Source organism: Streptomyces sp. NPDC127097, from assembly GCF_042724075.1.
Taxonomy (GTDB): Bacteria; Actinomycetota; Actinomycetes; order Streptomycetales; family Streptomycetaceae; genus Streptomyces.
Genome location: NZ_JBHXFI010000051.1, coordinates 28,372 through 50,169 on the forward strand (window position 1 = coordinate 28,372; position 21,798 = coordinate 50,169).

Sequence of the window (21,798 nt, forward strand, 5' to 3'; positions counted from 1 at the left end):
CACTCGTGCCCGTTCGCCGCGGATCCGGTCTCCGTACGCTGCCGATCGTCCGATGGGCACGGCGGGGCCGCAACCGGAGGGCGGCCGCGGCCGGCGGCCGGGGGCGCGGCGGCGGTCCGGCTGCCGTCACGGGGCGCGGTCGGCGCGCAGAAAGCGCAGCGCGCTGTCCGGGGCGTCGGGGGCGAATGCCTGGGCCAGGGCGCGGGCGGCGTGGCCGGCGGCCTGCGCGGCGCGGGGCAGCATGGCGGATTCGTAGGCGCGTACCGCCGCGTCCGGGTCGCCGTCCCCGGCCAGCGCGCGGGCGAGTTCACAGCCGTCGAGCATGGCGAGGCCGGCGCCCCCGCCCGCGAACGGCGTCATCAGATGCGCGGCGTCGCCGAGCAGGGTCAGGCCGGGGGTATGGGTCCAGGCGTGCGGCACCGGCAGTGCGAACAGCGGCCGGTTGACGAACCCGCCGTCGCCCTCCCGCAGCAGCGCCAGCAGCCGGTCGTCCCACCCGGCGAACCCGTCGAGCAGTACGGCGCGCACGGCCTCGGTGTCCGCCATCCGCACCCCGGCCGCCGACGCCCAGTCCTGGGAGCCGCGGAATCCGGCGTACACCAGGAGGTGGCCCCGGCCGTGCCGCCGGGCGAGCAGTCCCTTGCCGGCGGACAGCGCCAGCAGGCCGCCGTCGCCGACGAGCCGGGCGAGGTCCGGGTGGCGGCCGTCGGCGTCCTCGATCCCGGTCTCGACGAAGGTGACACCGGAGTAGTGGGGAGTGTCGTCGGAGAGCATCGGCCGCACCCGGGACCAGGCTCCGTCGGCGCCGATGACCAGGTCGAAGGTCTCGGTGTGGCCGTCGTCGAACTCGGCCCGGTGGCGGCCGTCGCCGAGCGGGTGCAGGGTGCGCAGATAGCTGCCCCAGTGCACGGTCCCGGCGGGGAGGGAAGCCAGCAGCAGACGGCGCAGTGCGGCCCGGTCGACCTCGGCGCGGTCGGGCCCGCCGGGGGCGGGGGCGTCCTGGAGGATTACGGTCGCGGTGTGGTCGAGCAGCCGCGTCTCCCGTCCGGCGGGGCGGGCGACGGCGGTGAACTCCTCGTAGAGACCGGCCGCCCGCAGCGCGGCCCGACCGGTCGTCATCCGCAGCTCCAGGGCCCCGCCTTGCGGATCGGCGGCGGCCGGCGCCTCATGGGCGAAGACGGTGACCGGTACGCCGCTCCGCTGGAGCACCCGGGCGCAGGTCAGACCGCCGGGTCCGGCACCGATGACCGCGATGCGCGGAGTGGTGGGGTGCATGGCGCTCCTCGGCCGGGCGGAACCACAAGATCCCCCCACCAGAGAAACACGGTGCCTCCGCACCTGCAATGGAGGCGCTTCCGGGGTGCAACCCGGAGGTCCCCCGGGCTCTTGACGCGCCCTCATCCAGGAGGGCCGGCGGAGTGGACTGAGCGAGGGAGGGGTAGAACACCCCAGGTCGGAGCCCTGAGTGGCGCAGCGGGAGGCCGGGTGCCCGACAAAAGGGATAGTTGATCATTTACCGAACGCGTGCTTGCAATATTAGGTATGCCTAACCTAATGTAACGACGCGTGTCGACGACCAAACCTCCTGCCACCGCACCCCCCGTGCCCGATGCGCGTCCCGCCGCGAACGCCCTGCGGCGCGTCCCGCTGTTCGTGGCCGGGCTCGGCGCGCTGGCGGTCTGTGCCGCCCTGAGTCTCGCCCTCGGCGCCCGCTCCGTACCGCTGTCCACCGTATGGGACGCGCTGACCGGCGCCGCCCACGGGCCGGACGCCCTGGTGGTGACGGGGCTTCGGGTACCGCGGACCGTGGTGGCGCTCGCGGTCGGCGCCGCGCTCGGGGTCGCCGGAGCGGTCGTCCAGGGCATCACCCGCAACCCGCTCGCCTCCCCGACGACGCTCGGCATCAACGCGGGCGCGGGCTTCGCGGTGGTCACCGCGATCTACGCACTCCATCTGACCCGCCCCGTGCAGTACCTCTGGTTCGCGTTCGCGGGCGCCGCGGCCGCCGCGCTGTTCGCCCAGGCGCTGGCCCGGCGCGCCGGTGACCTTGACCCGGTACGCCTCGCGCTGGGCGGCACCGTGCTGCAACTCGTCCTGCTGTCCTGGACGTCGACGGTCATGCTGGCCAGCAAGCGGTCGCTGGACGAGGCCCGGTTCTGGCTGGCCGGTTCGCTGGCCGAGCGCCCGCTGGAGGTGCTCTACCCGGTGCTGCCGACCCTGGTGATCGGCCTGGTCATCGCGCTCGCCCTGACCCCTGCCCTCAACGCCCTGGCGCTGGGCGACGATTCGGCGCAGGCGCTGGGCGTGCCGGTGTCGCGGATCCGCACCGTCGGCGGCCTGGCCGTCGTGCTGCTCGCCGCGTCCGCGGTGGCGGTGGCCGGTCCGCTGGCCTTCATCGGGCTGGCCGCACCGCATCTGGTCCGCCAGGTGCTGCGCACCTCCGACCACCGGGTGCTGGTGCCCGGCTGTCTGATCGCCGGCCCGCTGCTGCTGCTCACCGCCGACATCCTCGGACGGCTCGTCATCCGGCCGTCCGAGCTTCAGGTCGGCATCATCAGCGCGTTCCTCGGCGCGCCGCTGCTGGCGCTGCTGGCCCGGAAGGTGGCCCGATGAACGACGTCGTACGGAGCGCCAAGCCGCTCGGCTCCCCGTCACCGGCCCCGGCCACCGGACACCGGCCCGGACGCGGCCGGACCCCGCTGCTCGCGGTCGCCGCTCTGCTGGTGCTCTGCGCGCTGGTGACGGTGTCCGTGGCCAACGGGGAGATGCCGCTGCCGCCCGTCGAGGCGGTCAAGGGGCTGTTCGGTGCCGCAGACGCCGGCACGGTGCTGATCGTGCAGGAATTCCGGGCCCCGCGGATGGTCGCGGCGATCGTCGCGGGGGCGGGCCTGGCCGTCGGAGGTGCGCTGCTCCAGCGGCTGTTCCGCAATCCGCTCGCCTCCCCCGATGTGATGGGGGTGACCGGCGGGGCCTCGTTCGGCGCGGTGGCGATGCTGGCCGCCGGGGCCTCGCAGGCGATGATGCCGCTGGCCGCGCTCGGCGGCGGGCTGCTGGCCGCGGTGCTGCTGGGCGTGTTCGGCTGGCGCTCCGGTACCAGCGTGACGCGCCTGGTGCTGGTCGGGCTCGCCGTACAGGCCGGCCTGTCCGCGGCGGTGAGCTTCATGGTCGTCAGCTTCCCCACCGAGCTGGCCGGTTCGGCCCTCCAATGGACCACGGGCTCGGTGTACGGGCGGACCTGGACCGAGGTGTGGTCCGCGGGCGGGGCGGTGGCCGTGGGACTCGTCCTCGCCTTCCTCCTGCACCGCCGGCTGGCCGTCCTGGACCTGGGCGACGACTCGGCCGGCACGCTCGGGCTGAACACCCACACCGCCCGGCTTCAGATCCTGGTCATCGCCATCGTGCTGGCCTCGCTGGCCGCCGCGCTGAGCGGACCGGTCGCCTTCGTGGCGCTGGCCGTGCCGCACATGGTGCGGTTCCTCGCCGGGCCGCCGACCGCCGGGACGCTGGCGCTGTCCGCCCTCGCCGGGGCCGTACTGCTGCTCGCCTCCGATCTGGTGGCGCAGTATCTGCTGCCCGTCAGCGGTCTGCCGGTCGGAGTGGTCACCGCCACTCTGGGCGCGCCCTGGCTGCTGGTTCTGATGATCCGTCAGAGCAGTTCCGTGAACAGGAGTGTCCGATGACCGCCAACCAGCTCTCCACCCACGGACTTGACCTGCGCTACGGCGACCGGCTGATCGTCGGCGGCCTCGACCTGGTGCTGCCCGGCGGCGCCGTCACCGCCGTCGTCGGCCCCAACGCCTGTGGGAAGTCGACCCTGTTGCGCGGGCTGACCCGGCTGCTGGCGCCGGCCGCCGGCACCGTCGCGCTGGACGGCGCCGACATCCACCGGATGCCGGCCCGTGCGCTGGCCCTGCGGATGGGGCTGCTGCCGCAGCAGCCGGTCACCCCGGACGCGATCACCGTCGAGGCGCTGGTCCGGCTCGGCCGCTACCCGCACCAGCGGCTGCTGAGCCCCTGGTCGACGGCGGACCAGAACGCGGTGGAGGAGGCGCTGCGGCGCACCGGCACCGAGGAGCTGCGCCACCAGCCCGTCGACCAGCTGTCCGGCGGTCAGCGGCAGCGCGCCTGGATCGCGCTCGCACTGGCCCAGGACACCGATCTGCTGCTGCTCGACGAGCCCACCACCTTCCTGGACCTGCGGCACCAGCTCGATGTCCTCGACCTGGTCGCCGCGCTGCACTCCGAGGCGGGCCGCACCGTGGTGATGGTGCTGCACGACCTCGGACAGGCCGCCCGCTACGCGGATCATCTCGTGGTCCTCAAGGACGGGCAGCTGGCGGCGGCCGGCGCCCCGGCGGACGTGCTCGACGCGGAGCTGGTCAAGTCCGTGTTCGACGTGGACTGCCGGGTGATCCCCGACCCCGAGACCGGCACCCCGCTGGTCGTCCCGAAGGGCAGCGCGAAACGGCACACCGCCGTCTCCGCCTGACCCGAACCCGCTCTCCCCCACGAGCACTTCCCTTTCCGCTCCCCCTGAAGGAAGTCGAACCCTCATGTTCCTGAGCTCTGCTGTTACCGGCCGCCGGCTGCCGGCCGCCCTGCTCGCCGCCACCGTGGGCGCCGCGACCCTGACCGCGTGCGGCGGCGGCGCGGCCGAGGACGGCGACGACGCGGCGAAGGGCGGCGCCGGCTTCCCGCGCACCGTCAAGAGCGTCCAGGGCGGCGACGTGAAGATCCCGGCCAAGCCCAAGCGCGTGGTCGTCCTGGACACCGGTGAGCTGGACGACGTCACCACGCTCGGCGTCAAGCCGGTCGGCGCGGTCTCCCCGCACATGAAGACCGAGGGCGGCTTCCCCAAGTACCTCAAGGACGAGATCGGCGGCGTCAAGGACGTCGGCCCGCTGCTGGAGCCGAACCTCGAGAAGATCGCGATGCTGAAGCCCGATCTGATCCTGTCCTCCAAGGTCCGGCACGAGAAGATCTACGACAAGCTCAAGGCCATCGCGCCGACCGTCTTCACCGAGACCACCGGCGGCCCCTGGAAGGCCAATCTGAAGGTCCACGCCAAGGCCCTGGGCCTGGAGAAGGAGGCCGACGAGAAGCTGAAGGAGTACGAGAGCCGGGCCAAGGCGCTGGGCGAGGCCATCAAGAAGAAGAACCACGGCAAGATGCCGTCGGCCTCCGTGGTCCGCTTCGTCGCCGGCCCGACCCGCCTCTACCAGAAGTCCTCCTACAGCGGCGTGGTCCTCAACGACATCGGCCTGGCCCGGCCGAAGTCGCAGAGCTCCACCGACCCCATCAAGACGATGCTCGACGTCAGCCCGGAGCAGATCGACAAGGCCGACGCCGACCTGGTGTTCGTGACCGTCGCGGACGACCCGGACAAGACCCAGCAGAAGGACGTCACGTCCAACCCGGTCTGGAAGGACCTGAAGGCCGTCAAGGACGACAAGGTCTTCAACGTGCCGGACGAGACCTGGATGTCCGGCATCGGCATCCAGGCCGCCGAGCACATGCTCGCCGACGTGGCGAAGGCCGCCGGCGTGCCGCTGCCGAAGGGCTGATCCGCCCGGCCACCCGGGGGTGGGCCGCCGTTCCCCGGCCCGCCCCCGCCCCGATCCCCCGCACCACCTCGACCCCGAAGGGGCCCCGCTCATGCGGATGTACCTGCTCGCCCTCAACCCCACCGACTCGGTCACCGATGGATTCCTGCCCGCCGCCGCCCGCCTCGGCCTCGATCTCACGGTCCTGACCGACCGGCCCGAAGCGCACCGGCGGGTGGTCTCCCCGCAGACCGAGGTCCTGGAGTGCGACGTCCACGACTTCCGCGCCGTCATCACCCGCATGGCGAACCACCACCCCGCCGACGCGGTCTTCACCAACAGCGACCATCTTCAGACCCAGGCGGCGCTGGCCGCCGACTACTTCGGGCTGCCCGGCAAGGACTGGCGGGCCGCGCTGCGCGCCAAGAACAAGGCCGAGATGCGCCGCCACCTCGCCGCGGCCGGCGTCGACACCGTACGGTCCGTGGAACTCGCCGCCGGCGAGGATCCCGCCACGCTCACCGCCGCCGGCCTGCCCTACCCCTGCGTCATCAAGCCCCGCGAGGGCGTGGCCAGCGAGGATGTGGTGCTCGCCGAGGGGCCGGACGAGCTGGTGACGCTCGCCAAGGAGATCCAGGCGCGGCGCCCGCAGGCGGCGCTGGTCGCCGAGGAGTTCCTGGAGGGTGAGCTCTACACCCTGGAGACCCTGGGCGACGGCCGCGTACGGCACGTCCTGGGCGGTTTTCACACCACGGTCTCCGCCCCGCCGGCCTTCATCGAGGAGCGGCTCGACTTCGTCGCCGCCCACCCCGAGCCCGTGGTGGCGCAGGTGCTGGCCCAACTGGACGCGCTGGGCGTGGGGTTCGGCGCCTGCCACACGGAGTTCGTGGTCCACGAGGGCCGCGCGCGGCTCATCGAGGTGAACTACCGCGTCATCGGGGACCAGTGCGACCTGATGCTCGCGCAGGTCCTGGACATCCCCCTGTTCGAGCACATTCTGCGGGCCCACCTGGGCGAGCCGCTGCCCGCCGACCTCGGCGCGCGGCGCGACGGGGCGGGCCGGGTGGACTACGCCTGCGCCGACCGGGCCGGGACGCTGACCGCGGCGCCCGCCGCCGTGGACCGGACGGTGGACGGCGTACGGCTCAGCTACCGGCCGCTGCGCGAGGCCGGCACCGAGCACCCGCACTACCGCACCAACCGCGACTACCTCGGCGTCCTGCGGGCCACCGGCACCGACCGGAGCGCCGTGGACCGGGTGTCGGAGGCGTTCCTCGCGGCCGAGCGCTGGGAGATATCGTCGTGACCGCCGCGCTCGACACCGCCACCGGCCGGGCCGCGGCGGACGCGGAGGAGTCCGGTCTGTTGCTGCGGGTCCTGGGCGCGCTGCTGCGCGAGGACGTGGTGGGACTGCGCACCCGTGGCACCCTGCTGGAGCGGCCGGACGGCCCCTGGCTGCGGCTGCCCGCCGACGGGACCGCCGGGGCGCTGCTGCTGCCCCTGGGCGAGGACGGCTACCAGAGCACGTACACGGCGCGGCTGCCGCTCCTCGTGCGGGAGTCCGACGGCGCCCGGCTGACCACGGTCGACGAGATCCTCACGGCGCTGCACGCGCTGGCCGATCCGGCCGACCACGAGGGCTTCGACGCCTTCGCCGAGGAGTGCCGCCAGACCCTGGAGACGATGCGGCTGCACACCCGGACCCGGGACGAGACCGAGGACGAGCTGACGGTTCGTCATGGCGTTGACCCGGCCGGCTGGCTGGGGCTGAACGGTGGCCTGGCCCACGACACGCTCGCCGCCCGGCTCGACCACCCCGTCTACCCGACCGCCCGCGGCCGGTCCGGCCTGACCGAGGCCCAACTGCGCGCCTACGCACCCGAGTTCCGCCCGGACTTCGCGCTGCGCTGGCTCGCCCTGCCGCGCGCCGCGGTCACCGTTCCGGGCGGCGAGGCCACGCTGCCCGCCTGCTGGCCGACGCCCGCCGAGCTGGGCCTCGCCCACCTCGACGAGAGCCATCTCGCGCTCCCCGTCCACCCGTTGACGCTCGGCGACCCGCTGGACGGTGCGCTGCGCGAGACGGGCCTGGCGGGCGCGGCGGTACTGGCCGAGCGCGCCGTGGTCGATGTCGTCCCCACCCTGTCGATGCGCACCGTGGCAGTGGACGCCGATCCACGGCTCCATCTGAAGCTGCCGCTGGCCACCGCCACGCTGGGCCTGCGGAACCGGCGCACCATCAAGCCCCGTACGCTCATCGACGGCGCGGCGGGGCAGCGGCTGCTGGAGACCGTGCTCGCCCATGAGCCGCGCTTCCGGGGGTCGGTCCTCCAGGCCGACGAGACCGTCTACGCGCACGCCGATCATGAGCTGCTGACCGTGCTGTGCCGCCGCTACCCCGCAGGGCTGGACGGCAGCGCCGTGGTGCCGATGGCCGCGCTGCTGAGCCGGGCGCCCGGCGGGCGGCTGGTGATCGACCACCTCGCGGACCGCTTCTACGGCGGCGATCCGCTCGCCCTGCTCGACGCCTGCCTCACCCTGCTCTTCGACTGGCAGACCACGCTCTTCGGCTACGGCATCGCGCTGGAGTCCCACCAGCAGAACATCTCGCTGGTGTGGGACCGCACGGCGGACGGCACCCGGCTGCGGCTGCTGTTCAAGGACAACGACGGGCCGCGGATCAACGCCACCCGGCTGCGGGACACGCTGGGCGCCGACGCCCCGGACCCCTCGGACTTCGCCGACCCACGGATCTTCGCCGACAGCGACCGGCCGGTGCTGGACCTGTTCGCCACCATCACCGTCCACCTGTGCGCCGGTTCGTACGCCTTCGGGCTCGCCCGGCACGGACGGGCGCCGCTCGGGCGGCTGCTGGATCTGGTCCGCGACCGGCTCGCCGAGGCCGTCGAACGGCTGGGCACCGCCCCGGGCGAGCCGGGCGCCGCGCTGCGCGCCTCCGTCCTGGACGCCCCGCACCTCCCCATCAAGGCGATGGTGAGCGCCGGGACGCTGCTCTCCAAGGAGCGTTCGGGCGCGGCCGACATCAACAAGCACTACACCACCGGCCCCAACTACCTGCTTCCGACGGGGACTTCCCGATGAGGACCACCACTTCTCGCCAGGCCGAACCGGCCGTCGTCGAAACCAAGGACCGTCCGGGCCTCGCCCGCCGCCAGGTGCACGCCGTGGCCGGCTGCTACTTCGTGGCGTCGTTCGCCGCCCTCGGCCTGCCGCCGTACCTCACCGAGATCCTGCCCGAGTTCGGCGCCGGCGCCGCCCGCTGGGCCGGGCTGCTCTACATCATCCCCACCATCTTCGGCGCCCTCGGCGCACCGCTGTGGGGGCGGCTCGCGGACCGCTTCGGACGCAAACGGCTGCTGCTGCGCGCACAGTTGGGGCTGGCGGCGGCCTTCCTGCTGGCCGGCTGGGCCGACTCGATGAGCACCTTCGTCGCGGCGCTGGTCCTCCAGGGCATCCTCGGCGGCACCTTCGCCGCGTCGAACGGCTATCTGGGGGCGGCGCTCGAAGGCAATGCGCTGTCCCGGGCGCTCACCCTGATGCAGGGCAGCGCCCGTGCGGCCCTGGTCTTCGCCCCGATCGTGGTCGGCTCGCTGACGCCGTGGCTGTCGCCGCACCGGCAGTACGCCCTGCTGGCCGTGCTGCCGCTGACCGCGGCCGTGATGCTGGCGGCGCTCCCGGAGCCGCCGCGGGTCCGGACCGGCGCACCGCAGGCCGCCACCGCGGAGGTCGACGCGGACGGCACCTCGGCGGTGGAGACGGCCGCGGCCGAGGCCGCCGCGACCGAGCACTCCGGGCCCGGGTCGCAGTCCTCGCTGCGCGCCCTCTACGCCCTGGAGTTCGCCTTCGTCTTCTCCACCGTCATCTCCTTCCCCTATCTGATCTCCCTCATCAAGGAGCGGATCCCGGGCACCGACCCCATGGTGTCCGGCGTGCTGTTCGCCCTCCCCCACATGTGCTATCTGGTCGCGGCGATGGCGGTGCACGCCGTCTTCCGCACCCGCCCCCGGCTCGGTATCGGGCTCGGCTTCGGCTGTATCGCGCTCGGTCTGGCCGGACACGGCCTGGCGGACTCGCTCACCGGCTTCGTCGCGGTCCGTCTGGTGCTCGGTGCCGGGCTCACCCTCGGTCTGGTCTGTCTGTCCGTGCTGGCCGCGAACTGTGCCAAGGGCCGGGCCCCGGGCGGGCTGTTCGGCTCGATCGAATTCTTCTCCAAGGCCGGCGCGGTCGCCGCCGGTGTGGCCGCCGCGGTCGGCAACGACTGGTTCGGCCCGGCCGCGCCCGTCCTGACCGGCACCGCGATCGCCCTGGTCACCGTCCTCGCGACCGCCGCCCCTGTTCTGCTCTCCCGCCTCCCCCGCACCCGCAGGAGCCCGCGATGCCTCCGCTGACCAATTCCCCCGGCCCCGCCGTGGCCCCCGCCGCGCCCGCCGGCCTGCCCACCGCCGACCAGGCCGTGGCGCACACCCTGCTCAACTGCCTGCTGCGCGAGGTGTCCGGACCCGAGCACCAGACCGCGGTCGACAACGGGCAGCTGCTGATCCGGCTGCCGCGCCGCGGTGTGCTGCTGCGGGTCGCGCTGCGCCGTACCTCGCTGCTCGGCGCGCACCGGTTCACCGGCCCGGTGTCCGAACAGACCGCCGACGGCTGGGCCGAGGTGGGCTGGCGCCGGCTGGCCGAGTACGTGCACGCCGAGCTGTCGTTGCGGACCGGCGTGGACAACGAGGAGTTCCTGGCCCAGATCGCCTCCAGCCACCAGGCCGTCTCCGCGGCGCTGGCGGCCCGTACGGAGCACCCCGTCGCAGGGGAGCAGGACGCGGAGGACTGGCAGACCGCCTATGTCACCTCCGAGCAGTCGCTGATCCTCGGTCACCGCTTCCACCCGACGCCCAAGGCCCGCACCGGCGATCCGGCCGCCTGGCAGTCGTACGCGCCCGAGACCGGGGCCGCCTTCCCGCTGCTGCTGCTCGCCGTGCGCGCGGAACTGATCGCCGAGGAAGCGGCCGGCGAGGGCGCCACCGCCCCGCTGGACGCGCTGCACACCGCGGTCCCGGACGGCTACCGGCTGCTGCCCGTCCACCCCTGGCAGTACGAGCTGCTGCGCGAGCACGCCGGGCTGCGAGAAGCGCTGGAGCGCGACGACATCCGTGTCCTGGGCACCGGCGGGGCGCCGTTCGCCGCCACCGCGTCCGTGCGCACGCTCTACGACGGGGAGGCGTTCCTCAAGTTCAGCCTGAACGTCCGGATCACCAACTGCCTCCGGAAGAACGCCAGTTACGAGCTGTCCGGGGCGGTGGCCCTGACCCGGCTGCTGGCGCCGGCGCTCGCCGACCTCGCCACCCGGTTCCCCGGCAGCGCGGTACTGCGCGAGCCCGGCTACCGCAGCCTGGCGCTGCCCGGCGCCGACGGCCGCCCGGACACCGAACTGCTCGAAGGGTTCGGCGTCATCGTCCGCGAGGGTCTCTCCCAGCGGCTGCTGCCCGGCACCACCCCGCTGCTGGCGGCCGCCGTCGCCGATGAGTACCCCACCAGCCCGGCCCATGTCTCCCGGCTCCTGGACGGCGCCGGACCGCGGGCCGCACTGGACTGGTGGGCCGCCTACCTCGATCTGCTGCTCCCGCCGGTGCTCGCCGCCTACTTCGACCACGGCCTGGTGCTGGAACCGCACCTCCAGAACGTGCTGGTCTGCGTCGACGGCGACGGGATGCCCGCCCAGGTCCTCTTCCGTGACCTGGAGGGCACCAAGCTGGTCCCCGAGCACCACGCCGAGCTGCTGGCGTCGCTGCCCGAGCGGGTCGCGGCCCCGATGACCTACGACGCCCAGCGCGGCTGGGACCGGGTGGTGTACTGCCTGCTGGTCAACCATGTCGCCGAGATGCTCGCGGCGCTCGCCGATCTGCACCCGGGCACCGAGGCGGAACTGTGGGGGCAGGTGCGCCGCACCCTTCAGACCCACGCGGACCGGTACGGCTGCCCGCCGCGGCTTGCCGCCCTGCTGGCCGGTGTCCCGCTGCCCGCCAAGGCCAATCTGCTCACCCGCTGGGAGCGCAAGGCCGACCGCGAGGCCGGCTATGTCCTGCTGCCCTCGCCGCTGGCCGAGGCCGTTCTGTCCGGTGCCGTGCGCGCCGACGACACCACCCCCTGGAGCACCCGATGAGCACCCCCGGCCTCGCCCCCACCGCCGCGGTCCGCGACCGCGTCCAGGGCCTCGCACCCGAGGAACTGCCCGCCTATGTCTACGACTTGACGGCGCTGCGCGCGCATCTGGCCGGGGTCCGGGCCGCGCTGCCCGAGCGCGTGGAGCTCTACTACGCGGCCAAGGCCAACCCGGAGCCGGAGATCCTGGGCGCGCTGCGCCCGTACGTCGACGGCTACGAGGTCTCCTCGGGCGGCGAACTCGCGCACACCGGCAAGGCCGTGCCCGGCGCCCCGCTCGCCTTCGGCGGACCGGGCAAGACCCCCGCGGAGGTCGCCCAGGCGCTGGAGTGCGGGGTACAGCGCTTCCATGTGGAGAGCGTGTACGAGATCCATATGCTCGCGAACCTGGCCGCCCGGCTCGCCCCGGAGCGCCGGATCGCGGTGCTGGCACGCTTCAATCTGCCGGTCCACGACGGTTCCCTGGACGGCAGTTCGCTCGCCATGGGCGGCCGCCCGACCCCCTTCGGACTGGACCCGGACCAGGCCGGTGAGGTCGTCGCGCTGCTCACCGACGGCACCTACCCGCACCTCGAACTCCGCGGCGTCCACGCCCACTTGGCCAGCGGCCTGGAGGCGCCGGAGCAGCTGGGCGTGGCGGAGGCGATCGTGACCTGGGCCGCCGCGCTGGCCGCGGAGCACCGGATTCCGCTCTCCGAGGTGACCATCGGCGGCGGGATGGCGGTCGACTACGCCGCGCCGGAGCGCCGTTTCGACTGGACCGCGTACGGCGCGGGCCTGGCCCGGCTCGCCGCCGCCCACCCCGGTCTCACCCTGCGGATCGAGCCGGGGCGGGCGCTGACCGCGTACTGCGGCTGGTACGCCACCGAGGTGCTGGATGTGAAGCACAGCCACGGCGAGGAGTTCGCCGTGGTGCGCGGCGGCACCCACCATCTGCGGACCCCCGCGACCAAGGGCCATGACCAGCCCTGCACGGTGCTGCCGTCCGACGCGCCCTGGCCGCACCCCTGGCCGCGGTCGGTGGCCCGGGGGAACCAGGTCACCGTCACCGGGCAGCTGTGCACCCCGAAGGACGTGCTGGCCCGCGCGGTGCCGGCGCCGGGGCTGCGGGCCGGTGACCGGGTGGTGTTCGGGGTGGCCGGGGCGTACGCCTGGAACATCTCGCACCATGACTTCCTGATGCATCCGCGCCCCGGCTTCCACTTCCTCGGCGGTGCGGCAGAGGAGGACTGAGGCAGCCCCGGCCCGGCGGTCTCTCGCGGTCGTACGGGGTGCCCCGGCAGGTCCGCCGACCCCGCGGGGCGGGAGTGACGGCCACACCATCGGCGGTGCCTGCCCGGGCCCCGGGCGGGAACGGATGACGGGGTAACCGATCGTCCGAAGGAGCTGAGCAGGACATGGGCCGGAACACGGCATTCTTGATCGCGGGGGCGGGACTGGCCGGCGCCAAGGCCGCGGAGACGCTGCGCAAGGAGGGCTTCGACGGCCCGCTCGTGCTGCTGGGCGACGAGCGCGAGCGGCCGTATGAGCGGCCGCCGCTGTCCAAGGGCTATCTGCTGGGCAGCGCCGAGCGGGAGTCGGCGTTCGTCCATCCGCCCGAGTGGTACGCGGAGCACCAGGTCGAGCTGCGCCTGGGCCAGGCCGTCACCGCCCTCGACCCGGCCGGTCATGAGGTGACCCTCGCGGACGGCAGCCGGCTCGGCTACGCCAAGCTGCTGCTGGCCACCGGCTCCACCCCGCGCCTGCTGCGGGTGCCCGGTGCGGACCTCGACGGGGTCCACTACCTGCGGCGGCTGGCGGACAGCGACCGCCTCAAGGAGGTCTTCGGTGCCGCGTCCCGGGTCGTGGTGATCGGCGCGGGCTGGATCGGCCTGGAGACCGCGGCCGCCGCGCGCGCCGCCGGGGTCGAGGTGACCGTGCTGGAGGCCGCGGCGCTGCCGCTGCTGCGGGTCCTGGGGCCCGAGGCGGCCCGGATCTTCGCCACCCTGCACACCGATCACGGGGTCGAGCTGCGCTGCGGCACCCAGGTCTCGGAGATCACCGGCACGGGCGGTGCGGTGGACGGCGTACGGCTGGCGGACGGCAGCCTGATCGGGGCCGATGCGGTCATCGTCGGCGTCGGGATCACCCCGAACAGCGAGCCGGCCGCCGCGGCGGGGCTCAAGGTCGACAACGGTGTCGTGGTGGACGAGCGGCTGTGCTCCTCCCACCCGGACATCTTCGCGGCCGGTGATGTCGCCAACGCCTACCACCCGGTCCTGGGCCGGCAGCTGCGCGTCGAGCACTGGGCCAACGCGCTGCACCAGCCGCAGACCGCCGCCAAAGCGATGCTGGGCCAGGACGTCCGCTACGACAGGCTGCCGTACTTCTTCACCGACCAGTACGACCTGGGCATGGAGTACACCGGATTCGCCGAGCCGGACGGCTATGACCAGGTCGTCTTCCGCGGGGACACCGATGCCCGGGAGTTCATCGCCTTCTGGCTCTCCGGGGGACGGGTGCTGGCCGGGATGAATGTGAACGTCTGGGACGTCACCGGGCCGATCAAGGCGCTGGTACTGAGCGGGAAGGCGGTCGATCCCGAGCGGCTGGCCGATCCGGCCGTGCCGCTGGACTCCCTGGTGCCCTGAGAACCGGGCCCCGCCCGGTTCTCACGGAGCGCCTCCGGTGACTGTGTGGCCGCCGTAACGACTGGTGATCGCTTGATGTGACACCCGGTTAACGGGCCGTTCGTAGGGTCGGAACAAGCTTCCGACCACGAAGGGAACCGTCCGTGACCGCATCGGAACCGCTGGCAGAGCGCCTCACGCAGGTGCGGACGGCGTGCTCGTACTGCGGGGTCGGGTGCGGGATCGTGCTGGATGTCGCGACGGACCCGGAGGGGCGGCGGACGGTCCGCAGGGCGGCCGGGGACAAGGCCCACCCGGCGAACGGTGGACGGCTGTGCACCAAGGGCGCGACCAGCGCCGAGCTGCTCGCCGCGCCGGGGCGGCTGTCGGCCGCCCTGGTGCGCGCGGACCGCGGTGACGAGCCGGCGGCCGAGGCGATGACGGCGGCGATCCAGCAGACCGCCGGGCGGCTGCGCGAGATCGTCGACGAGCACGGACCGGACGCGCTGGCGCTGTACGTGTCCGGCCAGATGACGCTGGAGGCCCAGTACCTGGCGAACAAGCTCGCCAAGGGCTTCGTGCGCACCCGGCACATCGAGTCCAACTCCCGGCTGTGCATGGCGAGCGCGGGCAGCGGCTACAAGCTGTCGCTGGGCGCGGACGGCCCGCCCGGCTCCTACCAGGACTTCGAGCATGCCGAGGTCTTCTTCGTCATCGGCTCCAACATGGCCGACTGCCACCCGATCCTCTTCCTGCGGATGATGGAGCGGGTGAAGGCGGGCGCCAAGCTGATCGTGGTCGATCCCCGCCGTACCGCCACCGCGGCCAAGGCCGATCTGTTCCTCCAGATCGCGCCGGGTACGGATCTGGCGCTGCTGAACGGTCTGCTGCATCTGCTGGCCGAGAACGGCCGGGTGGACACCGAGTTCATCGCCGAGCACACCGAGGGCTGGGAGGCCATGCCGGCCTTCCTCCAGGACTATCCGCCGGAGCGGGTCGCGGAGCTCACCGGCATTCCGGAGGCGGATCTGCGCCGGGCCGCCGAGTGGATCGGCGCGGCGGACGACTGGATGAGCTGCTGGACCATGGGCCTGAACCAGAGCACCCATGGCACCTGGAACACCAATGCCCTGGTCAACCTGCATCTGGCGACCGGTGCGATCTGCCGGCCCGGCAGCGGCCCGTTCTCGCTCACCGGCCAGCCCAATGCGATGGGCGGCCGCGAGATGGGCTACATGGGCCCGGGGCTGCCGGGACAGCGGTCGACGCTGGTGGCCGAGGACCGTGCCTTCGCCGAGGAACTGTGGGGCCTGGAGCCGGGGACGGTGCGGGCGGACGGGCCCGGTCAGGGCACCGTCGAGATGTTCCGGCGGATGGCGGACGGCGACATCAAGGCGTGCTGGATCATCTGCACCAACCCCGTCGCCTCGGTCGCCAACCGCCGGACGGTCATCGAGGGGCTGGAGGCCGCGGAGTTCGTGGTCGCCCAGGACGTCTTCGCGGAGACCGAGACCAACGCCTACGCCGATGTCGTCCTGCCCGCGGCCATGTGGGCCGAGTCCGAGGGCGTGATGGTCAACTCGGAGCGCAATCTGACGCTGGTGCGACCGGCCGCGGACCCGCCGGGCGAAGCCTGGCCGGACTGGCGGATCATCGCGGAGATCGCCTGTGCGATGGGCTACGAGGACGCCTTCACCTACCACAGCGCGGAGGAGATATTCGAGGAGATCAAACGCGCCTGGAACCCGCGGACCGGCTATGACCTGCGCGGAGTGACCTATGAGCGGCTGCGGGACACCCCGGTGCAGTGGCCCAGCGCGGCCGTCGACGGGCCCGACCGCAATCCGGTGCGCTACCTCAACGACGGCGTCAGCCAGACCCTGGACGAGCGGCCCGACGGCACCCGCCCCCGGCTGTCCTTCCCCACCGCGACCGGCCGGGCCGTGTTCTTCGCCCGGCCGCACCTCCCGGCGGCCGAGATGCCCGACGACGACTTCCCGTACGTGCTGAACACCGGGCGGCTGCCCCACCAGTGGCACACCCTGACCAAGACCGGCAAGGTCGGCAAGCTGAACAAGCTCAACCCGGGCCCGTTCGTGGAGCTGCATCCGCAGGACGCCGCGGCGCTGGGCCTCGCGGACGGGGACACGGTGGAGGTCGCCTCGCGGCGCGGCCGGGCGGTGCTGCCCGCCGTGGTGACCGACCGGGTACGGCCCGGCGACTGCTTCGCGCCGTTCCACTGGAACGACCTGTTCGGCGAGTACCTCAGCGTCAACGCGGTGACCCATGACGCGGTCGATCCGATCTCCTTCCAGCCCGAGTTCAAGGTCTGCGCGGTGTCGCTGGCCAGGGTCGCGGCCGCGCCGGGGCAGCCGCAGGGCGGGACGGACGCCGGTCGGGCCGGCGGCGGGTCCGGGGCCGGGGCGGACCAGGGCCACGACGCGGCGAGAGCGGTGCTGGCGGAGGTGTTCCGGCTCGGCGAGCCGGCCCCGCCGGTGCTGGCCGAGCACGAACGGCGCTATCTCTCCGGCTTTCTCGCCGGGCTGGGCTCCGGGCCCGCCACCGCCGTCGGCACTCCCGTGCTGCCGTCCCACGCCCCGTTCAGCCCGGAGAGCGCGCTGTGGGTCAACGGCGTCCTGGCCGGGATGTTCTCCCGCACGCCGGACACCCGGCCGGCGACGGCGACGGACCCGGCGGAGGCTCCCGCCGAAGCGGCCGATGCCCGGGCCACCCGTACGGTCGTCGTCCTGTGGGCGTCCCAAACGGGCAACGCGGAGGAGGTCGCGGCCGACACGGCCCGCCGGCTGACCGGCAGCGGACGGGCGGCGACGCTGCTGAGCATGGACGACAGCGCGCCGGCCACCCTGCCGCGCGGCGCCGATCTGCTCATCGTCACCAGCACCTTCGGCGACGGCGACGCCCCCGACAACGGGTCCGGCTTCTGGGAGACCCTGAACGCGCCGGACACGCCCCGGCTGGACGGGATGCGCTACTCCGTCCTCGCCCTGGGTGATTCCTCCTATGACGACTTCTGCGGCCACGGCCGGCGGCTCGACGAACGCCTCGCCGAGCTGGGCGCGAAGCGGCTGGTGCCCCGTACGGACTGCGAACCGGACTATGAGCAGCCGGCGGGGCAGTGGCTCGACCAGGTCCTCATGGCCCTGGAGGCCGGCGCGGAGCCGGACGGCGGGGCGGAGGCGGACGGCGGGGCCGAGGCGGACGGCGGCGGAGCGGCGGACGGCGCTGCCGGGGCGGGCGCCGCGGCCGGCCCGCCGGGGACGGTCCCGGCTCCCGCCGCCCCGGCCCGGGCGCCGGGCGGCCGGCCCTCCAAGGCCGCGCCCGCCACCGCCCGTCTCGTCGGCAACGAACTGCTGAGCCGGGCCGGGGCCACCAAGGAGGTGCGGCAGTTCACCTTCGACACCCGGGACGGCGACGGCACCCCGCTGGACTACGAGGTGGGGGACGCGCTCGGCGTGCTGCCGCGGAACTGCCCGGACCTCGTCGCCGAGTGGCTGGCCGTCACCGGTCTCGATCCCGCAGCCCCCGTCGAGCTCCCGGGCCCGGGCACGGTGCCGCTGGGCGAGGCCCTGCACCGCCATCTGGACATCGCCAGGATCACCCCCGCACTCCTCCGGCTGGTCGCCGAACGCACCGGTGACCGGGTCCTCAAGAAGCTGCTGCGGCCCGACAACAAGGGCGAGCTGGCCCAGTGGACCTGGAGCCGGCAGGCCGTCGATGTGCTCGCGGAGTTCCCGGTCCGGGCCGGTGCGGCGGAGTGGGCCGCCCTGCTCCCCCGTCTCCAGCCCCGGCTGTACTCCATCTCGTCGAGCCCGCTGACCGATCCCGGGCTGCTCCGGCTGACGGTCTCCGTGGTCCGCTACGAGAACCGGGCGGGCCACCCGCGCAAGGGCGTGGCCTCCACCTTTCTGGCCGATGCCGAGCCCGGCAGCCCGGTACCGGTGTTCGTCCAGCGCACCGCCCACTTCCGTCCGCCGGCCGATCCGGCCACCCCGATGGTGATGGTGGGCCCCGGCACCGGCGTCGCGCCCTTCCTCGGCTTCCTGGACGAGCGGCGGGCCCGTGGCCACCGCGCCCCCAACTGGCTCTTCTTCGGGGAGCAGCGCCGGGCCACGGACTTCTACTACGAGGACGCGCTCGACCGGCTGCGCCGCGACGGCCTGCTCACCCGGCTGGACACCGCCTTCTCCCGCGATCAGCGGGCCAAGGTCTACGTCCAGGACCGGATGCGCGAACACGGCGCCCAGCTGTGGTCCTGGCTCCGGGACGGCGCGCACTTCTATGTGTGCGGTGACGCGTCCCGGATGGCCAAGGACGTCGACCGCGCGCTGCGGGACATCGCCGTCGCGCACGGCGGCCTGGCGGAGGAGGCGGCCGCCGGTTACGTCAAACAGCTCGCCGCCGACAAGCGCTACGTCCGCGACGTGTACTGACGCACCGCGACGCGGGCCAGGGCCCGCCCCCTCCATAACGCTCCCTTCCGCCCCTGCCGTTCGCGCGCCCTTCGGTTGATTTCTTGAACGGGCCGACCTCGGGCATTGGACGGACGATGGAGAGGAAGGAGAGCGCTATGACCCTGATGACCGCTGACGCCATGACCACCGAACCGGAGCCCAAGGGGCCGGGGCCGGTGCCGAGCGAGCCCGAACCGGTGCCCCGGGACCCGGTCCCCGCCGAGCCGGAACCGGACGAGCCGGGCCCGTCCCCGACGGAGCCGCCCGGCACGAAACCGGATGTCCATCCGGCGCCCGAGCCACCCGACTGACACCGGCCCGCCCCGATTGCCACCCGGCGTCACCCCGGCGAGACCGGCCCGCTGCCGGTTCGCCACGCCCCCGACCGGAAGGCGCGCTCGCGCGGGCGCACGAGCGGTTCCGCCGGGCGCTCGGCGGCCGGCGGGTGAACGCCGAGCCGCCGGGGCCGGCCGGATACCGCACCCGCTGTGACCCGCCCGACGCAACGCCACGTTGATGAGGAGCTGAGCATGCACGACGCGGAAACCCCGGCAGGGACGACGGGGGCCCCGGCGGCGCCGGGGCCCCTCGACAGCGCCGAGCTGCGACGGCTCGACGCCCACTGGCGGGCCGCCAACTATCTGTCCGTCGGGCAGATCTATCTGATGGCCAATCCGCTGCTGGAGGCGCCGCTGCGCCCCGAGCACATCAAGCCGCGGCTGCTGGGCCACTGGGGCACCTCACCCGGCCTGAACCTGGTGCACACCCACCTCAACCGCGTCATCAAGGCCCGTGACCTGGACGCCCTGTGCGTATGGGGGCCGGGGCACGGCGGCCCCGCCGTGGTGGCCAACTCCTGGCTGGACGGCACCTACTCCGAGACCTATCCCGATGTCAGCCGGGACGCCGCGGGCATGGCCCGGCTGTTCCGGCAGTTCTCGTTCCCCGGCGGCATTCCCAGCCATGTCGCGCCGGAGACCCCGGGCTCGATCCATGAGGGCGGCGAGCTGGGCTACTCCCTCACCCATGCCTACGGCGCGGCGTTCGACAATCCGGAGCTGCTGGTCGCCTGTGTCGTCGGCGACGGCGAGGCGGAGACCGGGCCGCTCGCCGCGTCCTGGCACGCCACGAAGTTCCTGGACCCGGTGCACGACGGCGCGGTGCTGCCCCTGCTGCACCTCAACGGCTACAAGATCGCCAATCCGGCGGTGCTGGCCCGGATCCCGCAGGACGAGCTGGACGCGCTGCTGCGCGGCTACGGCCACGACCCGATCCATGTCACCGGCGACGATCCGGCGACGGTCCATCAGGAGCTGGCCGCCGCCATGGACCGCGCCCTGGACCGGATCGCCGCCATCCAGCAGCGGGCCCGCGGCGAGGGGGTCACCGAGCGCCCCCGCTGGCCCATGATCGTGCTGCGGACCCCCAAGGGCTGGACCGGCCCGCACGAGGTCGACGGGCAGCCCGTGGAGGGCACCTGGCGCTCCCATCAGGTTCCGCTGCCCGGCGTACGGGACGACCCCGGGCATCTGCGGCAGCTGGAGGAGTGGCTGCGCTCGTACCGGCCGGAGGAGCTGTTCGACGAGGGGGGCCGGCCGCGCCCCGAGGTGCTGGCGGGTGTGCCCGAGGGGTCGCGCCGGCTCGGTGCCTCACCGCACGCCAACGGCGGTCTGCTGGTGCGCGACCTGCCGCTGCCGCCGCTGGAGCGGTACGCGGTGGAGGTCGACAAGCGCGGCACCGTGCTGCACGAGCCGACCCGGGTACTGGGCGGGCTGCTGGAGGCGGTCATGGACGCCACCGCGGAGCGCCGCGACTTCCGTGTCGTGGGCCCCGACGAGACCGCGTCCAACCGTCTGGAGGCGCTCTACGACGCCACCGGCAAGGCGTGGCAGGCCCGGACACTGGACACCGACGAGCATCTCGCCCATGACGGCCGGGTCATGGAGGTGCTCTCCGAGCATCTGTGCCAGGGATGGCTGGAGGGCTATCTCCTCACCGGCCGGCACGGGCTCTTCTCCAGCTACGAGGCGTTCGCGCACATCGTCGACTCCATGGTCAACCAGCACATCAAATGGCTGCGGACCGCGCGCCGGCTGCCCTGGCGACGGCCCCTCGCCTCGCTGAACTACCTGCTCACCTCACACGTCTGGCGGCAGGACCACAACGGTTTCTCGCACCAGGACCCCGGCTTCGTCGACCACATCCTCAACAAGAGCCCGGAGGTGGTCCGGGTCTATCTGCCGCCGGACGCCAACACCCTGCTCTCGGTGGCCGATCATGCGCTGCGCAGCCGTGACTACGTCAATGTGATCGTGGCCGGCAAACAGCCGTCCTTCGACTGGCTCACCCTCGACGAGGCCCGCACCCACTGCGCACGCGGCGCCGGTGCCTGGCAGTGGGCGGGCACCGAGGACGGCAGCCGGGATCCCGATGTGGTGCTGGCCTGCGCCGGGGACGTCCCCACCCAGGAGACGCTGGCCGCCGCCGGACTGCTGCGCCGGCATCTGCCGGAGCTGGCGGTGCGGGTGGTCAATGTCGTCGACATGGCGCGGCTGCTGCCGTCGGGAGAGCATCCGCACGGTATGCCGGACCCCGAGTACGACGCGCTGTTCACCCGCGACAAGCCGGTCATCTTCGCCTACCACGGCTACCCGTGGCTGATCCACCGGCTCTGCTACCGCCGCGCCGGACACGAGAATCTCCATGTCCGCGGCTACAAGGAGGAGGGCACCACGACCACGCCCTTCGACATGGTCGTCCGCAACGATCTCGACCGGTACCGGCTGGTGATGGACGTGGTGGACCGGGTGCCCGGTCTCGGGGTGCGCGCCGTCGCGCTGCGGCAGGAGATGGCGGACGCCCGTACCCGCCACCACGCCTGGATCCGGGAGCACGGCACCGATCTGCCGGAGGTCGCCGACTGGACCTGGGCGGACTGACGGGGCCCGGCGGCGGCCCGCCTCCGACGGAGTAACGCGCGGCGCGGTGACGGGGCGGCCCGGC

At 73.5% G+C, this 21,798-nt stretch carries 14 protein-coding genes; 13 read left to right on the forward strand and 1 reads right to left on the reverse strand.

Annotated elements, in window-relative coordinates:
• Positions 1 to 126: 126 nt before the first annotated feature.
• The gene (locus ACFWJW_RS29595) at positions 127 to 1,275 is read right to left on the reverse strand and encodes an FAD-dependent oxidoreductase (RefSeq protein ID WP_387247146.1); all 1,149 of its coding nucleotides are present in this window, start codon (positions 1,273 to 1,275) and stop codon (positions 127 to 129) included.
• Between the two features lie 327 nt (positions 1,276 to 1,602).
• Here ACFWJW_RS29595 and ACFWJW_RS29600 point away from each other — a divergent pair, with 327 nt between their 5' ends.
• From ACFWJW_RS29600 to ACFWJW_RS29660, 13 genes are all read left to right on the forward strand, one after another.
• Complete coding sequence (locus ACFWJW_RS29600) at positions 1,603 to 2,613, forward strand: FecCD family ABC transporter permease (protein ID WP_387247148.1); 1,011 nt, start codon at positions 1,603 to 1,605, stop codon at positions 2,611 to 2,613.
• Complete coding sequence (locus ACFWJW_RS29605) at positions 2,610 to 3,680, forward strand: FecCD family ABC transporter permease (protein WP_387247150.1); 1,071 nt, start codon at positions 2,610 to 2,612, stop codon at positions 3,678 to 3,680. The genes ACFWJW_RS29600 and ACFWJW_RS29605 overlap by 4 nt, the downstream gene beginning before the upstream one ends.
• Positions 3,677 to 4,489: an ABC transporter ATP-binding protein gene (locus tag ACFWJW_RS29610; protein WP_387247152.1), complete on the forward strand. Its 813-nt coding sequence runs from the start codon at positions 3,677 to 3,679 to the stop codon at positions 4,487 to 4,489. Before ACFWJW_RS29605 ends, ACFWJW_RS29610 begins: the two co-directional genes overlap by 4 nt.
• Before the next feature lie 64 nt (positions 4,490 to 4,553).
• On the forward strand, positions 4,554 to 5,564 hold the full coding sequence (locus ACFWJW_RS29615; RefSeq protein ID WP_387247154.1) for an ABC transporter substrate-binding protein: 1,011 nt from the start codon (positions 4,554 to 4,556) through the stop codon (positions 5,562 to 5,564).
• Positions 5,565 to 5,655: 91 nt separating this feature from the next.
• Complete coding sequence (locus tag ACFWJW_RS29620) at positions 5,656 to 6,849, forward strand: acetyl-CoA carboxylase biotin carboxylase subunit family protein (protein WP_387247156.1); 1,194 nt, start codon at positions 5,656 to 5,658, stop codon at positions 6,847 to 6,849.
• The gene (locus ACFWJW_RS29625) at positions 6,846 to 8,642 is read left to right on the forward strand and encodes an IucA/IucC family protein (protein WP_387247158.1); all 1,797 of its coding nucleotides are present in this window, start codon (positions 6,846 to 6,848) and stop codon (positions 8,640 to 8,642) included. The genes ACFWJW_RS29620 and ACFWJW_RS29625 overlap by 4 nt, the downstream gene beginning before the upstream one ends.
• Positions 8,639 to 9,949, forward strand: coding sequence for an MFS transporter (locus ACFWJW_RS29630; RefSeq protein WP_387247160.1), 1,311 nt, complete (start codon positions 8,639 to 8,641; stop codon positions 9,947 to 9,949). The genes ACFWJW_RS29625 and ACFWJW_RS29630 overlap by 4 nt, the downstream gene beginning before the upstream one ends.
• Entirely contained in the window at positions 9,937 to 11,715 is a 1,779-nt protein-coding gene (locus ACFWJW_RS29635; protein WP_387247162.1) for an IucA/IucC family protein, read from the forward strand. Before ACFWJW_RS29630 ends, ACFWJW_RS29635 begins: the two co-directional genes overlap by 13 nt.
• Complete coding sequence (locus ACFWJW_RS29640) at positions 11,712 to 12,947, forward strand: type III PLP-dependent enzyme (RefSeq protein WP_387247164.1); 1,236 nt, start codon at positions 11,712 to 11,714, stop codon at positions 12,945 to 12,947. Before ACFWJW_RS29635 ends, ACFWJW_RS29640 begins: the two co-directional genes overlap by 4 nt.
• A 164-nt stretch (positions 12,948 to 13,111) precedes the next feature.
• On the forward strand, positions 13,112 to 14,344 hold the full coding sequence (locus tag ACFWJW_RS29645) for an NAD(P)/FAD-dependent oxidoreductase (protein WP_387247166.1): 1,233 nt from the start codon (positions 13,112 to 13,114) through the stop codon (positions 14,342 to 14,344).
• A 143-nt stretch (positions 14,345 to 14,487) separates the two neighbouring features.
• A complete protein-coding gene (locus tag ACFWJW_RS29650) occupies positions 14,488 to 18,774 on the forward strand; it encodes a molybdopterin-dependent oxidoreductase (protein ID WP_387247168.1) in 4,287 nt (1,428 codons plus the stop codon).
• A 137-nt stretch (positions 18,775 to 18,911) separates the two neighbouring features.
• A complete protein-coding gene (locus ACFWJW_RS29655; protein WP_387247170.1) occupies positions 18,912 to 19,106 on the forward strand; it encodes a hypothetical protein in 195 nt (64 codons plus the stop codon).
• A 219-nt stretch (positions 19,107 to 19,325) separates the two neighbouring features.
• Positions 19,326 to 21,734, forward strand: coding sequence for a phosphoketolase (locus ACFWJW_RS29660; RefSeq protein ID WP_387247172.1), 2,409 nt, complete (start codon positions 19,326 to 19,328; stop codon positions 21,732 to 21,734).
• Positions 21,735 to 21,798 lie beyond the last annotated feature (64 nt).